Below are 19,884 nucleotides of genomic sequence, written 5' to 3' on the forward strand. Positions count from 1 at the left end.
TCTCTCTAGTGGTGCGGCATGCTGTCTTTTAGCTTTTCTAAACTGATCTTCATTTTTGCATCAAGGCGAGTACTGAAGAACACTCCCGATAATGCTGCAACCATACCTGCCATCGTAGGCATAGTCGCCATTGAAATACCAGCCGCCATCAAACGAGCATTACTCGTCCCCTGAACTGCCATCACATCGAACACTGAAATCATACCGGTTACGGTACCTAACAAACCTATCATTGGACAAATCGCCACTAAGGTTTTAATAATCAGCATACGTGCATTCAAATCTTGCTTCGCTTGGGACATCCAAGCTTCACGGATACGGTGTGCATACCAAGAGGTCGTTTCCTCTCTGGCGTCCCATGCAGCTATGATTGCTTTATGTTGCTTTGGTGATATCCAATTAAGATACCAATAACGCTCAAGCATCAATACCCACATTAAGAACAGAACAGCCGCTACAAGCCAGAGTACGTCGCCTCCGGAGGCCATGAAGCCCCTGACGGAATCCCAAATGTCCATCAGGTATAGCATCATTAGTCAGCCCTCTTCTCAGCATGTGCTGCGATGATACCAGCACTTTGCTCTTCAAGGATCTGAACGATTGACTTGCTACGCGCAACAACAACTGCATGCATTAACATTAACGGTAGTGCAGCAACCAGACCTTGAACTGTAGTGATAAGCGCCATAGAAATACCGCCCGCCATCAGTTTTGGATCGCCAGTACCAAATAATTGGATACTTTGGAAGGTTGCAATCATACCCGTTACTGTACCTAATAGACCCATCATAGGTGCGATAGCGGCCAGTACTTTAATGATTGAAATACGCGCTTCTAATGCTGGAGTTTCTTTCAGAATCGCTTCATCAAGTTTCAACTCTAACGTTTCAACATCAACGTCTTTGTTTTCTTGGTAAACTTTTAAGATACGACCTAAAGCGTTGTTACCAGGCTTATCGACGTTCTTACGTTGGCTATTAACGCGAGCGCCAATGATAGTCATAGTGACAAGACGTTCGATAGAGATTAATAAACCCAGTGCTAACAGAGCAATAATGATGTAACCGATAGTACCACCGGCTTCTAAACGGTCTTCAAAGCTAGCTTTGTTAGTGAAGATGTTTAGCAGTACACCGCGTGCAGGGTCAACATAAAATGGTGCAGTACCTGAAGTGATTTTTTCCCAGTCAGCAACCGCGCTAACTTGGTAACCTTCTGGTTGTTGAGATAACTGCTGAATTAAACCTAACTCAGGGTTATAAACAACGTATTTGCCATCGGCTGTTAAGTTGTAAGCACCAACACGATGGATAGTCGTTGTTTTAACGCTTCCGTCGATACCAGTAACAGAACCTTCAAACTTAACAACCTTGCCAGACTCAGCCATTTCAAACAGCTGTTCTTGCCAGAATTGCTCTAGTTCTTCAATTTTAGGTAATTGTTTACGCGCACCTAAATCAGCGATGAATTTATCACGATTTGGGTATTGAGCACTGATGTTTGAGCTTGCCAGTTTACCCGCGAAATCACCGGCTTCACCTTTAACCACACCAAACATTTCACCCAAGTCACCTTGAGCAGTTTTCAGATCTTCTTCTAACTGAGCAATTTTACGCTCGTTATCCAAGAACGCTTGGTTTAAATCTTTGCCACGTTGTTTTTCAGCAGCTAAAGCATCTTTTTCACGCTTTAACAGTGCAGCTTTATCACCACGTTCTGCTTGGAATTCTTGCTCGCGTTTGCTGTTGATTTTGCCTTCTGCAGCGCGTTCAACTTTAACTTGTTGCAATAATTGGTCAATCGACTTAGGCGCATCTGCAGCGCTAGCCATACCAGCAGTTAAAGAGAAACTTGCAGCCAACACAGCTGTAGTAATTAACTTCTTCATTATTGTGCAGTCTCCGCAGCAGGAATTGGTAACGCAAATAGATCTAGAGCACCTTGTTTACGGGCAATGCGGATACCTTTAGTCAGTTCACGCAAATAGCTGTCATCTAACTTGTCCCAACCCTTAGATTCTGGGTTGTACATCCAGCCAGTCTTTTGATCTAAACTCTGTGCATAAAGAGCAACACGACCTAAGTTAAAAAAGTCAACTAACACTTCTTTGCCATCTAGGTTTAACTTACCTTGGTTAACAGCAACCGCACTACCATATTCACGCTCGATGCTATAAGCATCAAGAATTAAACGGTATTTTTCGGCTAAGGTCACTTCAGCAGTGTTAAGAAGGTTTTTCAGCTCATTAACACGATTAGTACGTACTTCAGAGTTGAAAGGTAAATCTAATTGAACAAACTGTTCTAACGACTCAACCATTTTAAACATTAATGGCACTACGCCTTGGCGAAGTTTATCAACACCATTGATGTCACCTTGCACTGAGTCCATTGTCTTTTGTTGATCAGCGACTAAGCTGGCAACGTAATCGTTATATGATTTCAGTGATTCGCGCTCATCAGCGACAGAACCATACTCAAAGAGCATGTCTTGTGCTTGATCGAAATACTTATCAACGTTCTTTTGCGACGCAGCAGCATCAGCATGGATCATACTATCCGCTTTCTGCACGTCGGTAAGAGGATCTGCAACAACGAAGTTGCTGCTCGCTAATGCCAGCACGCCAACAAGTGCAGTAGCGATTTTTGTTCTATTGCTTACCTTGGACATAGTTCCCAACCAATTTGAAGTGAATAAAAAGGTTTAACTTACCAGCAACAAAACGAGAAGCAATAAATGCTCGCCGAAAAAATTACTGTAAGTTCGTCTTTCTCTTGTGATTCTTAGTTTTTTCTTCCCTTTCCTACGCCCTTACAGGCATAGACCCGCTGGCATCATTTCACAAAATGTTGACCTGTGTCAACATTTCGGGCGACTAAAAACTAGTGTAAAGAAGCGCTAATGATAAAAAATTTTACGAAAGGTTTTTTTTTACACAAAAATGAGTCTTTAGGGTTACAACTTTTAGAGGAAACAAATGCAGTTTAAAATTAAACCCAATGAAATCATAGCAATATATCCAAGTTAATGTTATACCTCTTACTCATATTAATTAACATTTTTCAACATGAAACCGACTCAAGTTGATGCTCTTTACATCATTCACTTCTATAGGTAAAAATCTACTGATAGAGTAAGAACATCTGAGCTGCATCATAGATAGTAAGCAATCAAAAGCACTCACATAAGATATTCAATAGAGATTGGCTCCATTCATTGAAATTAATAAGTCTACTATTACTGCCAGATTAGCCAAACTCTCATCTTATTATCTAAATAAGTACTGAAATAAATTTTCACACCTAGTTGAATAATGTTTAAATAGTTCATGATGAGCCCCCTCCATCAAGGTGGAAGTGGCACCATTTCGATTGTAGTTAATTTGGATGGTCTAGAGGCCATTTTTACCCACACGTAGTAACTCAATTACTTACGGCGGCACAACAGCTAATGTGTATTTACTAACTAAAGGTGCAGCTAAATACATAAAACATCAATTTCTGTACATAAGAAGAAAACATCTCCCTATAAACAAGGGGAAAATGACATACTAAATTACGGACAAACCTAGTCTAAGAGCACATTAATATCCACCAAGCATTAACCAAAAATAAATAAATTTATCTATCTATTTATTTTAAAATGTAAAAAGCCGAGCGGTTTAAAGCTCGGCTTTCGATTTATGTGCTCAACATTAGAACTTAGTAGTAGCGCGCAAGTAGATGAAACGATCCATATTTACATCATATTCAGTAACTGAGAAGTTATTCGTTGAAATTGCTTCGTTGTTAGTTGGACCTTCAGCCTGTGGTTTTTTAGCGAACAGGTTATTAATCCCTAAAGAAATTTTAGTATTATACCCGTCGATGTTGTAACCCACCGATACGTTATGAACCATATACGGATCAATCGTCTCTCTAAAGCCGCTATCTTTTAGATAATCATAGTATTCCTGATCATCAGTAGAGTTTGTTAGGCCAGTATAATAGTCATTATTTAGTTGTCCAACATAGCGCACTTTCCAATGGGCATCCCAATCACCCATAGCCCAATCAACCATGAAGTTTGCTTTAAACTCAGGGAAACCACCATCACCTGTCTGAACACCTACACGATCATTGCCATCAAATTCATTTTTAATTACATAAGCAACATCTAACGATGTTTTAAATGTACCAAATGAAGTTTCAGGGAAACGATAAGCAGTAAAGAAGTCCACACCTTCAACATTATACTCGCCCGCGTTTTGCAGGAAGTTACGTAAGTCAACGATATTTCCTAAGCTATCACGGTCAATTTTACTACATGAGTCAGAACTGGCATCGTCAGCACACTCTCTTGCAATATCAAGATGACCATAACGAGCAATTGCATCTTTAACTTTAATATTGTAATAATCTAATGTGACCTCAGCACCTTCAAGCCAAGATGGGTTATATACAAGACCGTATGTGTAAGATTCTGATGTTTCCGGTTTAAGATCAGGGGATGATACTTGAGAAATCCGGATCTGGGTATTAGCCTGACGATAGCCATCTGGTACAGCAGCGCAACCTGGTTTACCAGAAATATCTAACGGATTTCCTTTGTCATCTCGAGTGTTACATGGATCTGTCCAAGTTGGATAAGAGTCTGCATTACCTGCATAAAGATCCGAAATAGATGGTGCACGATAGCCCTGGGCCCAGGTACCACGAAGCAACATATCATCCATTGGACGATATTCAACACCTACTTTGCCTGTAGTGTTATTACCGTAAGAATCATGGTCTGAAACACGAATTGCAGGAGTGACAAGTAAGTTTTCTAACACTGGAATAGATAATTCAACATATGCTTCATCTAAACGGAAACCACCTGAAGTGGCATCACGTTGGTTACCTGAAGATTCACCCGTTACCGTTAAAGGATCTGGAGTATCAAAACCTGATTCTTCACGACGCTCAAGGCCTAATGCCATGCCTACTGCACCCGCTGGTAAATCGAATAAATCACCTGATATATTGAATGCATAATCTTTCATGGTTAAACCAGAACGGCTTACGCTATCAAAAGTTATGTAATCAACCATATCCTGAGTAACTGTACCAGGACCGCCAAATAAGTTCAGTGCAACACAGCCATTGCTAGCATCACAATTATCACCAAGTGCTTGGTTGATACGGGTTAAATTTAATAAACCTGTTGTCATTACATCTTGATTATTTTGTCCATAGATGTAGTTAGCACTCCATGTCCAGTTATCGTTGATATTACCTTCTAAGCCAATCATCGCACGATAGGTAGTATCGTTTTGATTATATTGACGAGAACCCGCTTCAATCATACGACGCTGTAATGCAAAAGGTACATAATCTTCCGCTTCACCATTAGCAACAGCACGAGCATTACTACCGTATAGCTTTTCACCAAATGGGTTGTAAATGTTGTTTGCCCCAATATCAACACGACTTGCCGCTTCTCCAAATGAAGCTCCAAGTGTTAACGGCATAGGCGCTAATTCTTGAGAAGATTTACGATTAGTCATCATAAAATCTGAAATCACACGCAAATTATCAGAAATATCGTAAAAACCTTGAACATAGAATGAGTTACGATTTTGCGGTGTTGATAAATAGTTATCTGGCGCGTAGTTATAAACGTCTGCAGAAGTGCGAGGACGGAACTGATCAGGACCTACATCAACACCTGTCCCCTCCTTCACCATTAAATTATATATACCATTAGGGTTTGGTGTAGCTAGTGCAGCCAAGGAATCCTCATTAGCTTGATTAAGCTGGGAACCTTTTATTTGAAGGCGGGTATTATCTGCAGTTGAGCTATACCCAGTAGCAGATATATCGCGGTCTCCTGCCCATATTGGCTGCTGAGTCACATGACTCATATTGAATAGCAAACCACCTTTTTCAGAAACTGCCCCAAATGTAATATCTGCCGTATATTGACGACCATCATCATATTTCGCGTTTTGTCCACCATAGACAGAAACTTCAACGCCCTCAAAGTTCTTACGCGTTATGATGTTTACAACACCGGCAATTGCATCAGAACCATAAACTGCAGAAGCACCATCTTTCAGTACCTCAATACGTTCGATAGCTGATGTAGGAATAGTGTTTAAGTCTACAGTTGAACCTAAAGATGAGATCCAGCGTTTACCATTAACAAGCACCAACAAACGTTGGGCGCCTAGGTTACGTAGATCCATGTTAGTTGAGCCATCACCACCGTTGTTAAACGCAGTGTTTAGCGCAGAACCTGCTGCAGGGATAGTTTGCAAGATATCACCGATGCTGATCATACCTGTCGCTTCAAGCTCTTCGCGATTCATCACTAAAACAGGACTAGCCGCTTCCATATCAGTTCGTTTGATACGAGAACCCGTTACTTCGATGCGTTCTACTTTTTTAGCTCCATCTTCAGCAGCAACAGCGATTGACGCGTTAAAAGCTGCAAAGGTAACGCCACCAATTAAGGCAAAGCGAACTGAGTTAGCTAAGAAATTGTTCTTATACATTGTCTATCTCCCTGGATAATCATTATTTTTTATTTTCTACCTTGCTATAAAGGTAGTTAGGTGTTAAATGGACTGGTGACTCAATAAAACCAACAACCCAAACACACCAACGCACCAATAGAAACATATGAAAAACATAAAATCAACAAATACAACATTAGTTGCAGTAACTTTATCCGCAAACTGGCAACGAAACACAACCACCAAACAAAATAATCAAATTAAAACATAGTGTTATGATTTAAAGAAAACAATCAGCGAATCGCAAGGAGGGAGGTAAGTAGGAAAAATAAGTCCTTTACACTACGCAAGGCAAGCCCGTAGTTGTCGAGTAAATTTAGCGCATTGAGAAATATTATATCCATGTGAAAAACACTTTCTCAAAGCAAAAATAGACTCTCATTCAATTATTCAATTATTCAATTATTCAATTATTCAATTATTCAATTATTAGGATCTAACTAATAGAGTTAAATTAATTAACTACATAAAAAGCTAGTTTATATTGTCATTCTGGATTAACTAGAGTGCTGAGCATAAGTTTACAGGGATGTAATTATAAAAAATGAGGAGCAAAGAGGATGAGTCAAGGTTAAAGGTTAAAACTTCAATTTAAATAGCCAAAACCATATCTAAAACAACTAACAACATTTATAAGATAGATAATGTGAGCATGTGCGCTCCCAACCTAAATAAACATTAAGTACGTTTTCAACATTATAAATCCAATTAATTAAAATTAATTTACTACCATCAATAATTTCCATAATGAACATTCAGTATAAAATATTACTCTCTAATTTCATCAGCGGCAGAGCATGTATAAAAATAAGAAAGCCGAGCTATTATAGCTCGGCTTTCTTCTATCATTTAACGTAAGTAATCTTAGAATTTAGTTGTAGCACGTAAGTAGATGAAGCGATCCATATTTACATCATACTCTGTAACAGAGAAGTTGTTAAATGAAAGGGCTTGTCCATTTGTTGGACCTTCAAACTCAGGCTCTTTTGCAAATAAGTTGTTAACTCCTATAGATATTTTAGTGTTATAACTATCCATGTTATACCCGACAGAAACATTATGGACCATATAGGAATCAAAGTTCTGTCTATAACCACTTTCTTTATAGTAAACATAATCGTCATCTTCAGGTGTTAACCCTTCGTAAGCATCACTACGCAACTTACCTACAAAACGTACTTTCCAATGGGCATCCCAATCACCCATAGCCCAATCAACCATGAAGTTACTTTTGAACTCAGGAAAACCACCATCTCCATACTGAATACCAACTCGATCATCGCCATCAAATTCATTCTTAATTACATAAGCAACATCTAACGATGCTTTAAATGTACCAAATGAAGTTTCAGGGAAACGATAAGCAGTAAAGAAGTCCACACCTTCAACATTATACTCGCCCGCGTTTTGCAGGAAGTTACGTAAGTCAACGATATTTCCTAAGCTATCACGGTCAATTTTACTACATGAGTCAGAACTGGCATCGTCAGCACACTCTCTTGCAATCTTTGTATGTCCATAACGACCAATCGCATCTTCTACCTTAATGTTATAGTAATCAAGAGTTAGCTCTGCACCTTCAAGCCATGATGGATTATACACTGCGCCATATGTATAAGATTCTGAAGTTTCGGGTTTAAGATCAGGGGATGATACTTGAGAAATCCGGATCTGGGTGTTAGCCTGACGATAGCCATCTGGTACAGCAGCGCAACCTGGTTTACCAGAAATATCTAACGGATTTCCTTTGTCATCTCGAGTGTTACATGGGTCGTTCCATGTTGGATAAGAGTCTGCATTACCTGCATAAAGATCCGAAATAGATGGTGCACGATAGCCCTAGGCCCAGGTACCACGAAGCAACATATCATCCATTGGACGATATTCAACACCTACTTTGCCTGTAGTGTTATTGCCATAAGAGTCATGGTCTGAAACACGAATTGCAGGAGTGACAAGTAAGTTTTCTAACACTGGAATAGATAATTCAACATAAGCTTCATCTAAACGGAAACCACCTGAAGTGGCATCACGTTGGTTACCTGAAGATTCACCCGTTACCGTTAAAGGATCTGGAGTATCAAAACCTGATTCTTCACGACGCTCAAGGCCTAACGCCATGCCTACTGCACCCGCTGGTAAATCGAATAAATCACCTGATATATTGAATGCATAATCTTTCATGGTTAAACCAGAACGGCTTACGCTATCAAAAGTTATGTAATCAACCATATCCTGAGTAACTGTACCAGGACCGCCAAATAAGTTCAGTGCAACACAGCCATTGCTAGCATCACAATTATCACCAAGTGCTTGGTTGATACGGGTTAAATTTAATAAACCTGTTGTCATTACGTCTTGATTATTTTGTCCATAGATGTAGTTAGCACTCCATGTCCAGTTATCGTTGATATTACCTTCTAAGCCAATCATCGCACGATAGGTAGTATCGTTTTGATTATATTGACGAGAACCCGCTTCAACCATACGACGCTGTAATGCAAAAGGTACATAATCTTCCGCTTCACCATTAGCAACAGCACGAGCATTACTACCGTATAGCTTTTCACCAAATGGGTTGTAAATGTTGTTCGCCCCAATATCAACACGACTTGCCGCTTCACCAAATGAAGCTCCAAGTGTTAACGGCATAGGCGCTAATTCTTGAGAAGATTTACGATTAGTCATCATAAAATCTGAAATCACACGCAAATTATCAGAAATATCGTAAAAACCTTGAACATAGAATGAGTTACGATTCTGCGGTGTTGACAAGTAATTATCTTTAGCAAAGTTATATACGTCTGCAGAAGTACGTGGTCTGAATTGGTCAACGCCAACATCAACACCAGTTCCTTCTTTTGACATTAAATTATATATACCACTACCATTAGGCGTTGTAATTGCATCCAATGCGTCTTGGTTAGCTTGATTAAGTTGAGAACCTTTTATTTGAAGGCGGGTATTATCTGCAGTTGAGCTATACCCAGTATCAGAAATATCACGATCAGCGGCCCATATTGGTTGCTGAGTCACATGACTCATATTGAATAGCAAACCACCTTTTTCAGAAACTGCCCCAAATGTAATATCTGCCGTATATTGACGACCATCATCATATTTCGCGTTTTGTCCACCATAGACAGAAACTTCAACGCCCTCAAAGTTCTTACGCGTTATGATGTTTACAACACCGGCAATTGCATCAGAACCATAAACTGCAGAAGCACCATCTTTCAGTACCTCAATACGTTCGATAGCTGATGTAGGAATAGTGTTTAAGTCTACAGTTGAACCTAAAGATGAGATCCAGCGTTTACCATTAACAAGCACCAACAAACGTTGGGCGCCTAGGTTACGTAGATCCATGTTAGTTGAGCCATCACCACCGTTGTTAAACGCAGTGTTTAGCGCAGAACCTGCTGCAGGGATAGTTTGCAAGATATCACCGATGCTGATCATACCTGTCGCTTCAAGCTCTTCGCGATTCATCACTAAAACAGGACTAGCCGCTTCCATATCAGTTCGTTTGATACGAGAACCCGTTACTTCGATGCGTTCTACTTTTTTAGCCCCATCTTCAGCTGCAACTGCAACTGGCGCTGTAAATGTTGCCGCTACAACACTGCTAATCAATGCAACACGAATAGAGTGAGTCAAAATATTATTTCTATGCATTGTCTATCTCCCTGGACAATTATGTTTTTATGTTTTTCTTATATCCCTACTAAATAGGGCTATATACACACCAATGTTTGGCTTAAATGTATATTCGAAACACAATAAATCACATAGAAGATTAAAACTCAACAAAATTAAAACCAATAAACATAAAATTTAACAAACAATTCTCCATAAGCCACAAGCAAAAAAAACAATACAAATCAACAACATATAATAATTTCCAAGTATTAATGCTCTAATGAACTACCATTTGAAATAGAGAATTATTAAATATAAATATAAAAATACTACTTTATAATGACATGAAATAATCTTGTAAAAATTAAAAAAACAACTAAGCAATAAGCATAAAGAATGAATTACCAGTGTAATTATCAATTTCTCACGAATCTACGCCCATCATTTTAAAAACAAAAAAGCCAGTCATTGCTGACTGGCTTTTTGGTAAAATCAGAGGGTTCTTACTTTAAAGAACCTTGAAACTTAGAGCGTGTAACGGATACCGATTGCTACGCCATCAGATTCAGAAAGTGCCATTCTGGCTTCTTGGTCTTTATCTGCGCTGGTGAAATCGCTGTAATCTTTACGTGCTTCTATGTACAGAACTGTATTTGGGTCCCATACAAAGTGTAAACCGACAACTAAGAACTGACGTTTGAATTCATCGTTAGGATCAGCATTGAAGTTAGGCTGAATAACATAATCTTTACCGGCATCAAGCACGTTGTAAGAAATGAATGGACGTAGGCCATTGTCAAACTTGTAAGAAACTAAACTTTCAATACCATAGGCATCTTTGATCAAACGACCAATGTTGTCAGTGTCATGGTTTTCTTGTCTGTTAACGTTTGCAGCAGCATATAAACCATCGTTATCGAAGTTACCCCAAGTGATACCTGCACCGTAGATAAGATCAACCGCTGTGGTTTGTTCGCCGTTACCAAAACTCACATCAAACTCACCACGGTTAACACCCGCAGTTAGAGTCAACATATCTGTGGCTTTATAGGTCAGCGCGCCACCATAAGTGTAGTTGTACTCAACTTGTTGAGCCGCTTTATCACCACTTTCCCAGTTCGCTTGACACTGAGCTTGAGTAATATCATCGGTGGTATCACAAGTATAGAAGCTGCTGTTTTTCAACTGCGCTTGAACTGCGAAGCTAACATCGCCAAAGGCGTTACGATACTGGACCGTTTTATCACCACGACCCACGCCGTTTACCGCGCCGTCATCTTTGTTATAAGTGTAAACACCTGCAGTGTTGCCGTCCCACACAAAACCGTAGTTAGTGTTGTAAACGACATCGTACCAAGCACCCCACTGCTTACCGATAGTTAGTGTTCCATAAGTGTCATGGGACAGACCTGCGTAACCTAAACGGTTATAGAAGAACTCTTCTTGAACAGATTCGAAGCGATTGTTATAGACGATATCGCTGCTACCAACTGGGTTTACGCCCCACTCTAATTTAGCAAAGGCTTTCCAACCGTCAGTCAACTCACGATTAAAACCAAAATTAATGCGAGATGCGCCGTTAACAACCTCAGTTTCCCCTTGAGTGTTGATCACGCGTGCATCAATAAAACCACCGATTTCTACGGCATTTTTATTATCTTTATAGATCTCGATAGCCGAGACTGATGGTACTAAAAAAATTGCTGCAAGCGCAGTTGCTACTAACGTCTTGTTCATTTGGTGCTTAACCTTTTTTTGTTTATGTTCTGCCAACGTCATTCCGTTGTTATATTTCCTTACAATTTCCACTTAAAGGGTAGCAAATTTTCAATATCCCCTCAAAGCGAAACCTAAAGAATATGTCGATTAACATCACAAAAACAAACCAGTTAACCTCTACAAAACAGGTTAAAACGCTACATTCGCCACCTATCGCAACACATAAGGAACATTAAAAACACTATATTAACAGCAACTGCTTTGACGCAATATCCATGTAGTTTAGTTTCATTATCGAAAATACCGGTTCTGCAATAGGGCTAATTTGCTTATCAATGTAGTATTGGTAATCAATTGGTGACGTTCTGTACAGTAAGGGTTCCGGTCCATTTACAGTAATCAGGTAGTCAATTTGCGCCCCACGCTTGCCAAAAGAGACATCACCTGTTAAGCCGCATAGTTGTTGGGCGACTTTAACATGTGGTGAAGATTTAGCCGTGTAATCTTCAATATTGCGCCGCATGCGTTTACGAAATACCAAATCATTATCCAACTGACCATCAAGCAGTTTTTCAAACACGCTGGCTAAATAAACACTGATATCCCTTTGGTTAAACATTCGCTCATAGAGTGACTCTTGGAGTTTGCGCGCTAAGGGGCTCCAATCACTACGCACTTGTTCCATACCTTTAAAGGTGAGCTCAAGTTCATCGCTCGCATTGCGCCACGCGCCAACATAACGTTTTTTACTGCCTTCTAATGAGCCTCTTAAGGTTGGCATAAAGAACTGCTCGTAATGCCGCTCAAACTGTAACTCGAGAAAACTCTCAACTTGGTGTTCAGCACAGATCTTAGCCTGCCACTTAGCATTGATATCCTGCGCTAGTGTTTTACCTAAAGCGTTAATGTCAGAAAGATCAGGCTCGCTGCCAAGCCAGACAAAGGTCGAATCCGTATCGCCGTAAATCACTTGATAGCCCATCTCCTCTATCCATGCGCGGGTTTGTTTCATGATTTGATGGCCGCGCATCGTGATCGAACTTGCCAACTTAGCATCATGGAACACGCAGCCTTGAGAGCCTAAAACCCCATACAGCGAGTTCATGATAATTTTTATCGCTTGGGATAACGGCGCATTGTGCTCACGCTTGGCCTTTTCGCGCTGCTCAGATAAGGTTTGAATTAGCTTAGGTAAAATAGGCTGTTGCCGACTGAAACGGCCGCCAAGAAACCCCGCAACACATTCAGAGTCAGGCATCTGCAAACCTTCAATCAATCCCTTAGGATCGATCAAAAAGGTGCGAATAATGGAGGGATACAGACTTTTAAAATCGAACACTAAGATGTGTTTATAAAGACCCGGCACAGAATCCATCACGTAGCCGCCAGGACTTTCAATGCCCTGACTCACAGGCTCTGCTGGAGCGACATAACCCGCGCGATGTAAATGTGGTAAATACAAATGATTAAACGCCGCCACCGAAGCCCCTACCCGCCCGAGTTCTAAACCTGTCAGTTCAGCACGCGCGAGGGCAAAATCCCACAATTGAGTGTGAGTAAAAATATCCCATACTAGACGGCTATCGGTAAGATTATAATGGGCTAAGGCTTGTTTATCGGTCTTAAACAGCTGGTCAATTTCTTCAACGCGGTTATCCACGTTATGAATGGCCTTGCCTTCACCTAATAGTTGCCGCGACACAAATTCCAACGAAAAACGCTCAAAGCGATAAAAAGCGGCCTTGAGCCAATCGATACCATCGAGTACCACACGGCCCGGTAAGACTAAGGTTTCTGGGCGAAACTTATTGTCAACTTTCCAATCGAGCTTAGCACCGCCGCGGCCAATGGTGAGCGGAATACGATGTAATAATGCGCGGCGTGACAATAGCGCGAGATCGAAACTCACCAATGACCAACCGATAATAAAGTCAGGATCAAACTCATGGAACCACGCGATTAATCGATGGATCAGCGCAGCTTCATCGGCTACCCATTCAATATATTCGGGGGAGTTTGATTCAGCTTCGCCCACCATAATCACTTTTTCATAAGTCTGCTTGAGGCTGCCTTGCCCCACGTCTCGGCCACTGTCTTGACCATATAGCGCGACCGAATAGAGTAAGCCCTCAAAGCTGCATTCAAAATCCAGTGAGATACAGCGTAAATTCACCGCCGTTAAAGGGGCAATACTCTTAGCCCGCTCGGCGATAAACACGGGCAGCGAGTTAGCCTCAAGACTGTCGCTAGTCGGCGCGAGGAGACTACTCGTCGCAGATAAACGCCCTAAAAACGCCACATCAAGCGCCACAAACCGCTCGATTAAATAACGCTGTTCGGGCCGAATATCGGCTTCAAATAAAGGGATGTCGGCATCTTTCGCGATGCGCTGTAAGGTACGTAAGCTGTTGCTGGATTTTGCATAAACACCACTGACCGCGCCGCCTTTAAAGCTTTTGAGCGCTAACGGCACAAATCGCAATACTTGACCCGGCGTTTGTAACTGTAAAGCCGCCACATCCGTTTGATGACAAAAACAAATGTGTTCAGTGCCTTGAACTTCCACCAACACAGGGCCTTGAGCGGTCGCCAGATAATACTGCAACACTAAACTCCCATGACGATGAATCGTATGGCGTGTTAAGACTCGACCTTGTACACTAACGGCCGCTGTTGCCTCAGGCTTCATCGCATTGGTTCCCAAATCGCGTAGCTAGTCAATTTAGATGGTTCCTCAATTTAAATGCCGCTAAATGGCAGAAAAGTTTCTTAGGCTATGCAATCACTGTTATTATGTACAGCATTAATTCGATAAAGTAGTGACGCATGTTACCTGACAATGTAAAAACCCAGATCCGCGCCATCTATAAGGATATCGCTACCGCCTTGCCTCATTTTAGGCCGCGCCGCGAACAAAACTATATGGTGGCGGAAATCTCTAAGACCCTCGCCGGCGACTATGACAAAGATAGACGCATCATAGTGGTCGAAGCAGGGACTGGTATCGGTAAATCATTGTCTTATATTCTCGGTACCATTCCACTGGCATTAGCGAGCAAGAAAAAAGTCTGTATCGCCACCGCGACCGTCGCCCTGCAAGAACAATTACTGCATAAAGACTTGCCCTTCTTCCTTGAGCAATCCGGTTTAAATTTCCGCTTTGGCCTAGTCAAAGGTCGACAACGTTATGTATGTCTATCGAAACTGGCGATGCTCATCGGTGACGACAACAGTACACAAATGGCCATGTGGCAGACTAAGCCTGACAATAGCCAAGTGGCTATGATGCATGGCCTGTTAAAAGACTATAACGAAGGTCGCTGGAACGGTGAAATCGATACCTTAGCCGTGCCGCTGCCCGATCACCTGTGGCAACAAATCGCCTGCGACAAACACAGCTGCCATCGCCAAGTCGCCAGCCACAGAAATTGCCCGTTCCATAAGGCCCGTGAAGATGTCGATACCTGGGACGTGCTCATCGCCAACCACAGCTTGTTATTTGCCGATTTAGAATTAGGTGGCGGCGTGATTTTGCCCGATCCAGAAGACGTGTTTTATGTTATCGACGAGGCACATCACTTACCGATTGTGGCGCGGGATTTCTCCAGTGCACAGGCCACGCTGAGGGGCGCCTGCGACTGGCTCGAAAAAATTGGCAAAACCTGCGCTAAGTTACAAAACCAAATAAAGAGCAACAACATCATTGCCCCCGCGCAGGCGATGCAGGATCACTTAGGCGATCTTATCGCCCAGCTCAATCAAGTGGCTCACTATTGCGATACCCAGACAAAGCACTTTGCCAATCCTGAAAACCGTCTGCGTTTTGAGCACGGCAAACTGCCGGACTCATTACTCATTCTGGCTGAAAACCTTGCTGTGACCTCTAATCTTGCCCTCAAGCAGTTTAATAAAATGCTATCACTGCTGGCCGAAGCGATTAAAGATGGCGACATTCCTAAACATCAATCCGAAGCACTATTAGCCGAAACCGGATTTATGCTGCAAAGGCTCGAGAATCTACAAAAATTGTGGAAGATGATGGCCAAGGAAGATAAACATAAAGGTGCCCCTATGGCGCGCTGGGTCGAGCTCATCACAGGTAAACAAGTGGATTATCTGTTTAGCGCCTCGCCTATCGAAGTTGGCTTTATGCTGGAATCCATGCTGTGGCAGAAAGCCGCGGGCGTAGTTTTATGTAGCGCCACGCTGCGCGCACTCAATAACTTCGACCATTTTGTGCATCAAGTCGGTTTATCACTCAACGATGGCAGCCGTTATTTAGCCTTACAATCGCCCTTCGATTATCCCAATAACGCGACACTTTATTTACCCAAAATGCGCACTGAGCCGACGGACGATGCCTATACGGCTGAACTTGCGGAGCAAATCGTCACTCTGATTGAAGGAGAAATGGCTACCTTAGTGTTATTCGCCTCCTACTGGCAGATGGAAAAAGTGGTTGAATTACTTAAAGGTAAACTCACCACTGAGCTGCTTATTCAAGGCAATGCGCCACGGCAACAGTTGTTAGAGAATCATAAAGCTAAGTGCGATAAAGGCGAACCGAGCATATTATTCGGCACCGGCAGTTTCTCTGAAGGTCTCGACTTACCCGGCGATTATCTGACGAACTTGATCGTCACTAAACTGCCCTTTGCGGTGCCAACCTCGCCCGTTGAACAAGCCCATGCGGAATATGTCAAAGTCAAAGGCGGCAATCCCTTCTTGCAACTGACTATCCCAGATGCTTCACGTAAGCTTATTCAAAGTTGTGGTAGATTACTGCGTAAAGAGCAAGATTATGGCCGAGTCACCATTTTAGATAGGCGGTTAGTTACTAAACGCTATGGCAAGTCCTTGCTGGACGCCTTACCGCCCTTTAGACGTGTCATAGAGTAGGATTAAAATTTGGAATTGTTACTCGAGCCCAGTCATTGGGCCCTGTTGGCAGTTATAGGTCTTATCGCTGGGTTCATCGATGCTGTTGTTGGCGGCGGTGGCCTATTGTCGATCCCCGCACTGTTAACCTTAGGCATTGCACCGCACACCGTATTAGGTACCAATAAGTTAGCCGCCAGTTTTGGCTCTTCAATGGCGGCTTGGACCTATTATCGTCAGCACCTTTTTAAACCCTCGTTTTGGTACATGGCCTTTATTGCCACCTTTATTGGTGCCGTATTGGGTAGTTTCTTAGTCTATTTAGTCGATACCCAATGGCTCGAAAAAGTCCTGCCACTGCTGATCATTGGCATCGCCATTTACAGTTTAATCAGCCCCAATGCGATATCAGATGTTAACTGCCAAGCCCCAACCAGCAAACCACCCGCCAAGCAACAATGGCTACAGGGACTCGCTTTAGGCACTTATGATGGCTTTGCCGGCCCTGGCATTGGCGCGTTTTGGACTGTCACATCCGGCTCTTTGTATAAACTGCCTTTACTGCACAGTTGCGGCCTCGCCCGTGCAATGACCTTCACCAGCAACTTGACCGCATTGACTATCTTTGGCTGGCTTGGGCAGGTAGAGTGGCAAATAGGTTTGTGGATGGGATTATGCATGATGTTAGGCTCATTTATCGGCGCCCGCTGCGCGATTAAATTTGGCATGCCCTTTATTCGTCCACTGTTTATTTTGATCGTGCTAATGATTGCAGCAAATTTGGCATGGAGCGCATGGTTGTGAACACCCAACAATTACTGGTGATGCTGAAAAATCAGCTCAAAGCCCTAGAGCAAGAAGTACTGCAGCACGATAATCGACTCGCGCCGCCGCAGCGTAAACTCCTGCAAGAAACGGAGCGCTTTAATCATTCGCTGTTTGTCCAACACGGCGCTCAACTCGGCCCCTGTATTGAACAAATTCGGAGCAGCATTATACAGCTCGAAAAACAAATTAAGCTCAAACTCGCCCCCCAGACGATTGCCCTCAGCTGTGAGCGCATCCAAGACAGATTCACCGCCGTCAAACGGGCCTTGCTGACGACCTCTATCGACATTAAGTCCAAGACTCAGCAACGTGCCAGTAGCCGCGCCCGTTTTGCTCAGCGTCAGAATCAGTCTCACCAAGCCAGTGGTTTCGATTGGATCGCCAATAACGTGATGCAAAATAGTCACGAGATCTATGAAGAATTGAACAAACACCTGAATTGGGCGAAAAAATTTGAACAAAAAATTGAAGAAATGGAATCAAAACTTGAAAACTGTCATAGTGCTGACAAAATAAAATTGCAAAATGACATCCTTTTGATGCATCGTCGTCTAGGAAAATGCAGGCAAGCTATTAGTTATATAGAAGATCGCATTCAAATATTCGAACGTCCGTATCAGAGTAATAATCGTTAAGGAGTAACAATTGAAATCACTTTTGCCAATCAGCAGCCTGCTAGTATTACTCGGTTCTGCTTCAGCCTTCGCCGCAGATCTCAACATTCCGATGTCATTTGAGTACCTTGCACTCGATGGTAAAAAAGTCGAGTCTAGCGTGTTCAATCATAAAAGCAGCTTAGAATTGACACCTGGCACTCATAAAATCGCCATTCGTTACCATGAGATGGTAGAAGACGATTTTAGCGATAGCCAAACCTTTGTTAAATCAGCCCCTTTCATCGTGACCTTAGACGTTGATGGCGACTATCAATATTACCTCCAAGCCGCCGAAGGCAAAGTCGTTAAAAAGCCAAAAGTTTACGCGCAAAACCCACAAATCAAATTGACCCGTGGCGACAAAGGCGATGTCAATTTCCAAGTGGTGAATACCAATTTAGAAGAAGAAAGCTTTGTGTCTCGCCTTTTCAGTGGTAATCAAGCCGTTGACGTTTCGGGAACTGCCGCAGCAGCAACCGGTGCAGCAGGCGCTGTGGTTGCCGTTGCACCAGCACCCGTGGCAACATCGGCTACCGTTAGCGCAACCTCACTCACAGCTCCCGTAGACACTTCTAAAGCAACAGCTGCCAATCCACAACAAATGTTGCAATACTGGTGGTTACAAGCGGATGAGAAAACACGTAAAGAATTTATGAGCTGGGCAATTTCACAGTTATAACGACTTACGATAACGAGGTTTAGTCAATATTGACTCTGATCCCACTGGTTTATCACGCCAGCTATTCCAAGCTGGCGCTTCCTCCTCATCACAGATTTCCCACGACCAAGTACGCGAATTTACGGCAGTACTTACTCGAGAATCAGCTTGCCACACCAGCCCAGTTCCACACGCCAACGGCGATGACAGCGCAGGATGTAATGCAAGTGCATCAACGCGAGTACGTAGAGCAGTTTATCGCGGGCACTTTGCCAACAGCGGCGCTTAGACGGATTGGTTTTCCGTGGAGTGAAGCCTTAGTTGAGCGCACCTTGCATTCTGTGGCAGGCACCACTCTCACAGCTTCATTGGCCATTAATCAGGGTATTGGCCTGCACCTAACGGGTGGCTATCATCACGCCCATTACGATTTTGGCAGTGGCTATTGTATTTTCAACGATCTTATCCTCGCGGCCCAAAATGCCATCGCGAGCCAGCAAGTGCACAAGGTACTGATTTTTGATTGCGATGTGCATCAAGGTGACGGTAGTGCAACACTCAGCCAGCGACATCAAGGGATAATCAGTTGCTCGATTCACTGCAAAGAGAACTTCCCGAGTCGTAAGCAGCATTCCCACCATGATATTGAGCTAACCAAAGGCAGCGATGACAATCTGTATCTCGAAACCGTGGAGCAAACACTCGCCCTGCTCATTCGCATCCATCAGCCAGATCTCATTCTTTATGATGCTGGGGTCGATATCCATCAAAATGATGATCTCGGCTTGCTCAATATCAGTCAAGAAGGGCTGTTCAGACGGGATTTAACTGTGTTATCAATGGCAAAATCGGAAAATATTCCAATTGCTGCCGTGATAGGCGGCGGCTACAGCAGAGACGCACTACAATTAAGCCAAAGACACAGCCAACTTTTTATTGCGGCAAACCATTTGTGGTAGCAAACT

Annotated in this window: 11 protein-coding genes and 1 pseudogene; 5 read left to right on the plus strand and 7 right to left on the minus strand. The window is 42.7% G+C overall.

Features of this window, described 5'->3' with window-relative positions:
• Positions 1-5 precede the first annotated feature (5 nt).
• The 7 genes and pseudogenes from DYH48_RS13005 to DYH48_RS13035 all read right to left on the minus strand — a co-directional run bounded on the left by DYH48_RS13005 (position 6) and on the right by DYH48_RS13035 (position 14,588).
• The gene (locus DYH48_RS13005; RefSeq protein WP_006081157.1) at positions 6-533 is read right to left on the minus strand and encodes a MotA/TolQ/ExbB proton channel family protein; all 528 of its coding nucleotides are present in this window, start codon (positions 531-533) and stop codon (positions 6-8) included.
• Positions 533-1,888: a MotA/TolQ/ExbB proton channel family protein gene (locus tag DYH48_RS13010; RefSeq protein ID WP_006087404.1), complete on the minus strand. Its 1,356-nt coding sequence runs from the start codon at positions 1,886-1,888 to the stop codon at positions 533-535. Before DYH48_RS13010 ends, DYH48_RS13005 begins: the two co-directional genes overlap by 1 nt.
• The gene (locus DYH48_RS13015; protein ID WP_006087403.1) at positions 1,888-2,670 is read right to left on the minus strand and encodes a DUF3450 domain-containing protein; all 783 of its coding nucleotides are present in this window, start codon (positions 2,668-2,670) and stop codon (positions 1,888-1,890) included. Before DYH48_RS13015 ends, DYH48_RS13010 begins: the two co-directional genes overlap by 1 nt.
• A gap of 1,024 nt (positions 2,671-3,694) precedes the next feature.
• A complete protein-coding gene (locus tag DYH48_RS13020; protein WP_115335014.1) occupies positions 3,695-6,517 on the minus strand; it encodes a TonB-dependent receptor plug domain-containing protein in 2,823 nt (940 codons plus the stop codon).
• An 885-nt stretch (positions 6,518-7,402) separates the two neighbouring features.
• Positions 7,403-10,216 (minus strand): annotated as a pseudogene (locus DYH48_RS13025) (TonB-dependent receptor plug domain-containing protein).
• Positions 10,217-10,705: 489 nt separating this feature from the next.
• Positions 10,706-11,917, minus strand: coding sequence for a porin (locus DYH48_RS13030; RefSeq protein WP_115336135.1), 1,212 nt, complete (start codon positions 11,915-11,917; stop codon positions 10,706-10,708).
• A gap of 223 nt (positions 11,918-12,140) precedes the next feature.
• A complete protein-coding gene (locus tag DYH48_RS13035; RefSeq protein ID WP_115335015.1) occupies positions 12,141-14,588 on the minus strand; it encodes a DNA polymerase II in 2,448 nt (815 codons plus the stop codon).
• A 137-nt stretch (positions 14,589-14,725) separates the two neighbouring features.
• Here DYH48_RS13035 and dinG point away from each other — a divergent pair, with 137 nt between their 5' ends.
• The 5 genes from dinG to DYH48_RS13060 are packed head-to-tail and all read left to right on the plus strand — an operon-like array spanning position 14,726 to position 19,878.
• A complete protein-coding gene (gene dinG / locus DYH48_RS13040; protein ID WP_115335016.1) occupies positions 14,726-16,798 on the plus strand; it encodes an ATP-dependent DNA helicase DinG in 2,073 nt (690 codons plus the stop codon).
• A 9-nt stretch (positions 16,799-16,807) separates the two neighbouring features.
• Positions 16,808-17,581: a sulfite exporter TauE/SafE family protein gene (locus tag DYH48_RS13045; RefSeq protein ID WP_012196866.1), complete on the plus strand. Its 774-nt coding sequence runs from the start codon at positions 16,808-16,810 to the stop codon at positions 17,579-17,581.
• Positions 17,572-18,240, plus strand: a complete 669-nt coding sequence (locus tag DYH48_RS13050; RefSeq protein ID WP_264175268.1) for a primosomal replication protein — start codon at positions 17,572-17,574, stop codon at positions 18,238-18,240. Before DYH48_RS13045 ends, DYH48_RS13050 begins: the two co-directional genes overlap by 10 nt.
• A gap of 10 nt (positions 18,241-18,250) precedes the next feature.
• Positions 18,251-18,940: a DUF2057 domain-containing protein gene (locus DYH48_RS13055; protein WP_006085379.1), complete on the plus strand. Its 690-nt coding sequence runs from the start codon at positions 18,251-18,253 to the stop codon at positions 18,938-18,940.
• 29 nt (positions 18,941-18,969) lie between these two features.
• On the plus strand, positions 18,970-19,878 hold the full coding sequence (locus DYH48_RS13060) for a histone deacetylase family protein (RefSeq protein ID WP_012088824.1): 909 nt from the start codon (positions 18,970-18,972) through the stop codon (positions 19,876-19,878).
• The last annotated feature ends 6 nt before the right edge of the window (positions 19,879-19,884 follow it).

This window comes from Shewanella baltica (assembly GCF_900456975.1).
Classification (GTDB): domain Bacteria; phylum Pseudomonadota; class Gammaproteobacteria; order Enterobacterales; family Shewanellaceae; genus Shewanella; species Shewanella baltica.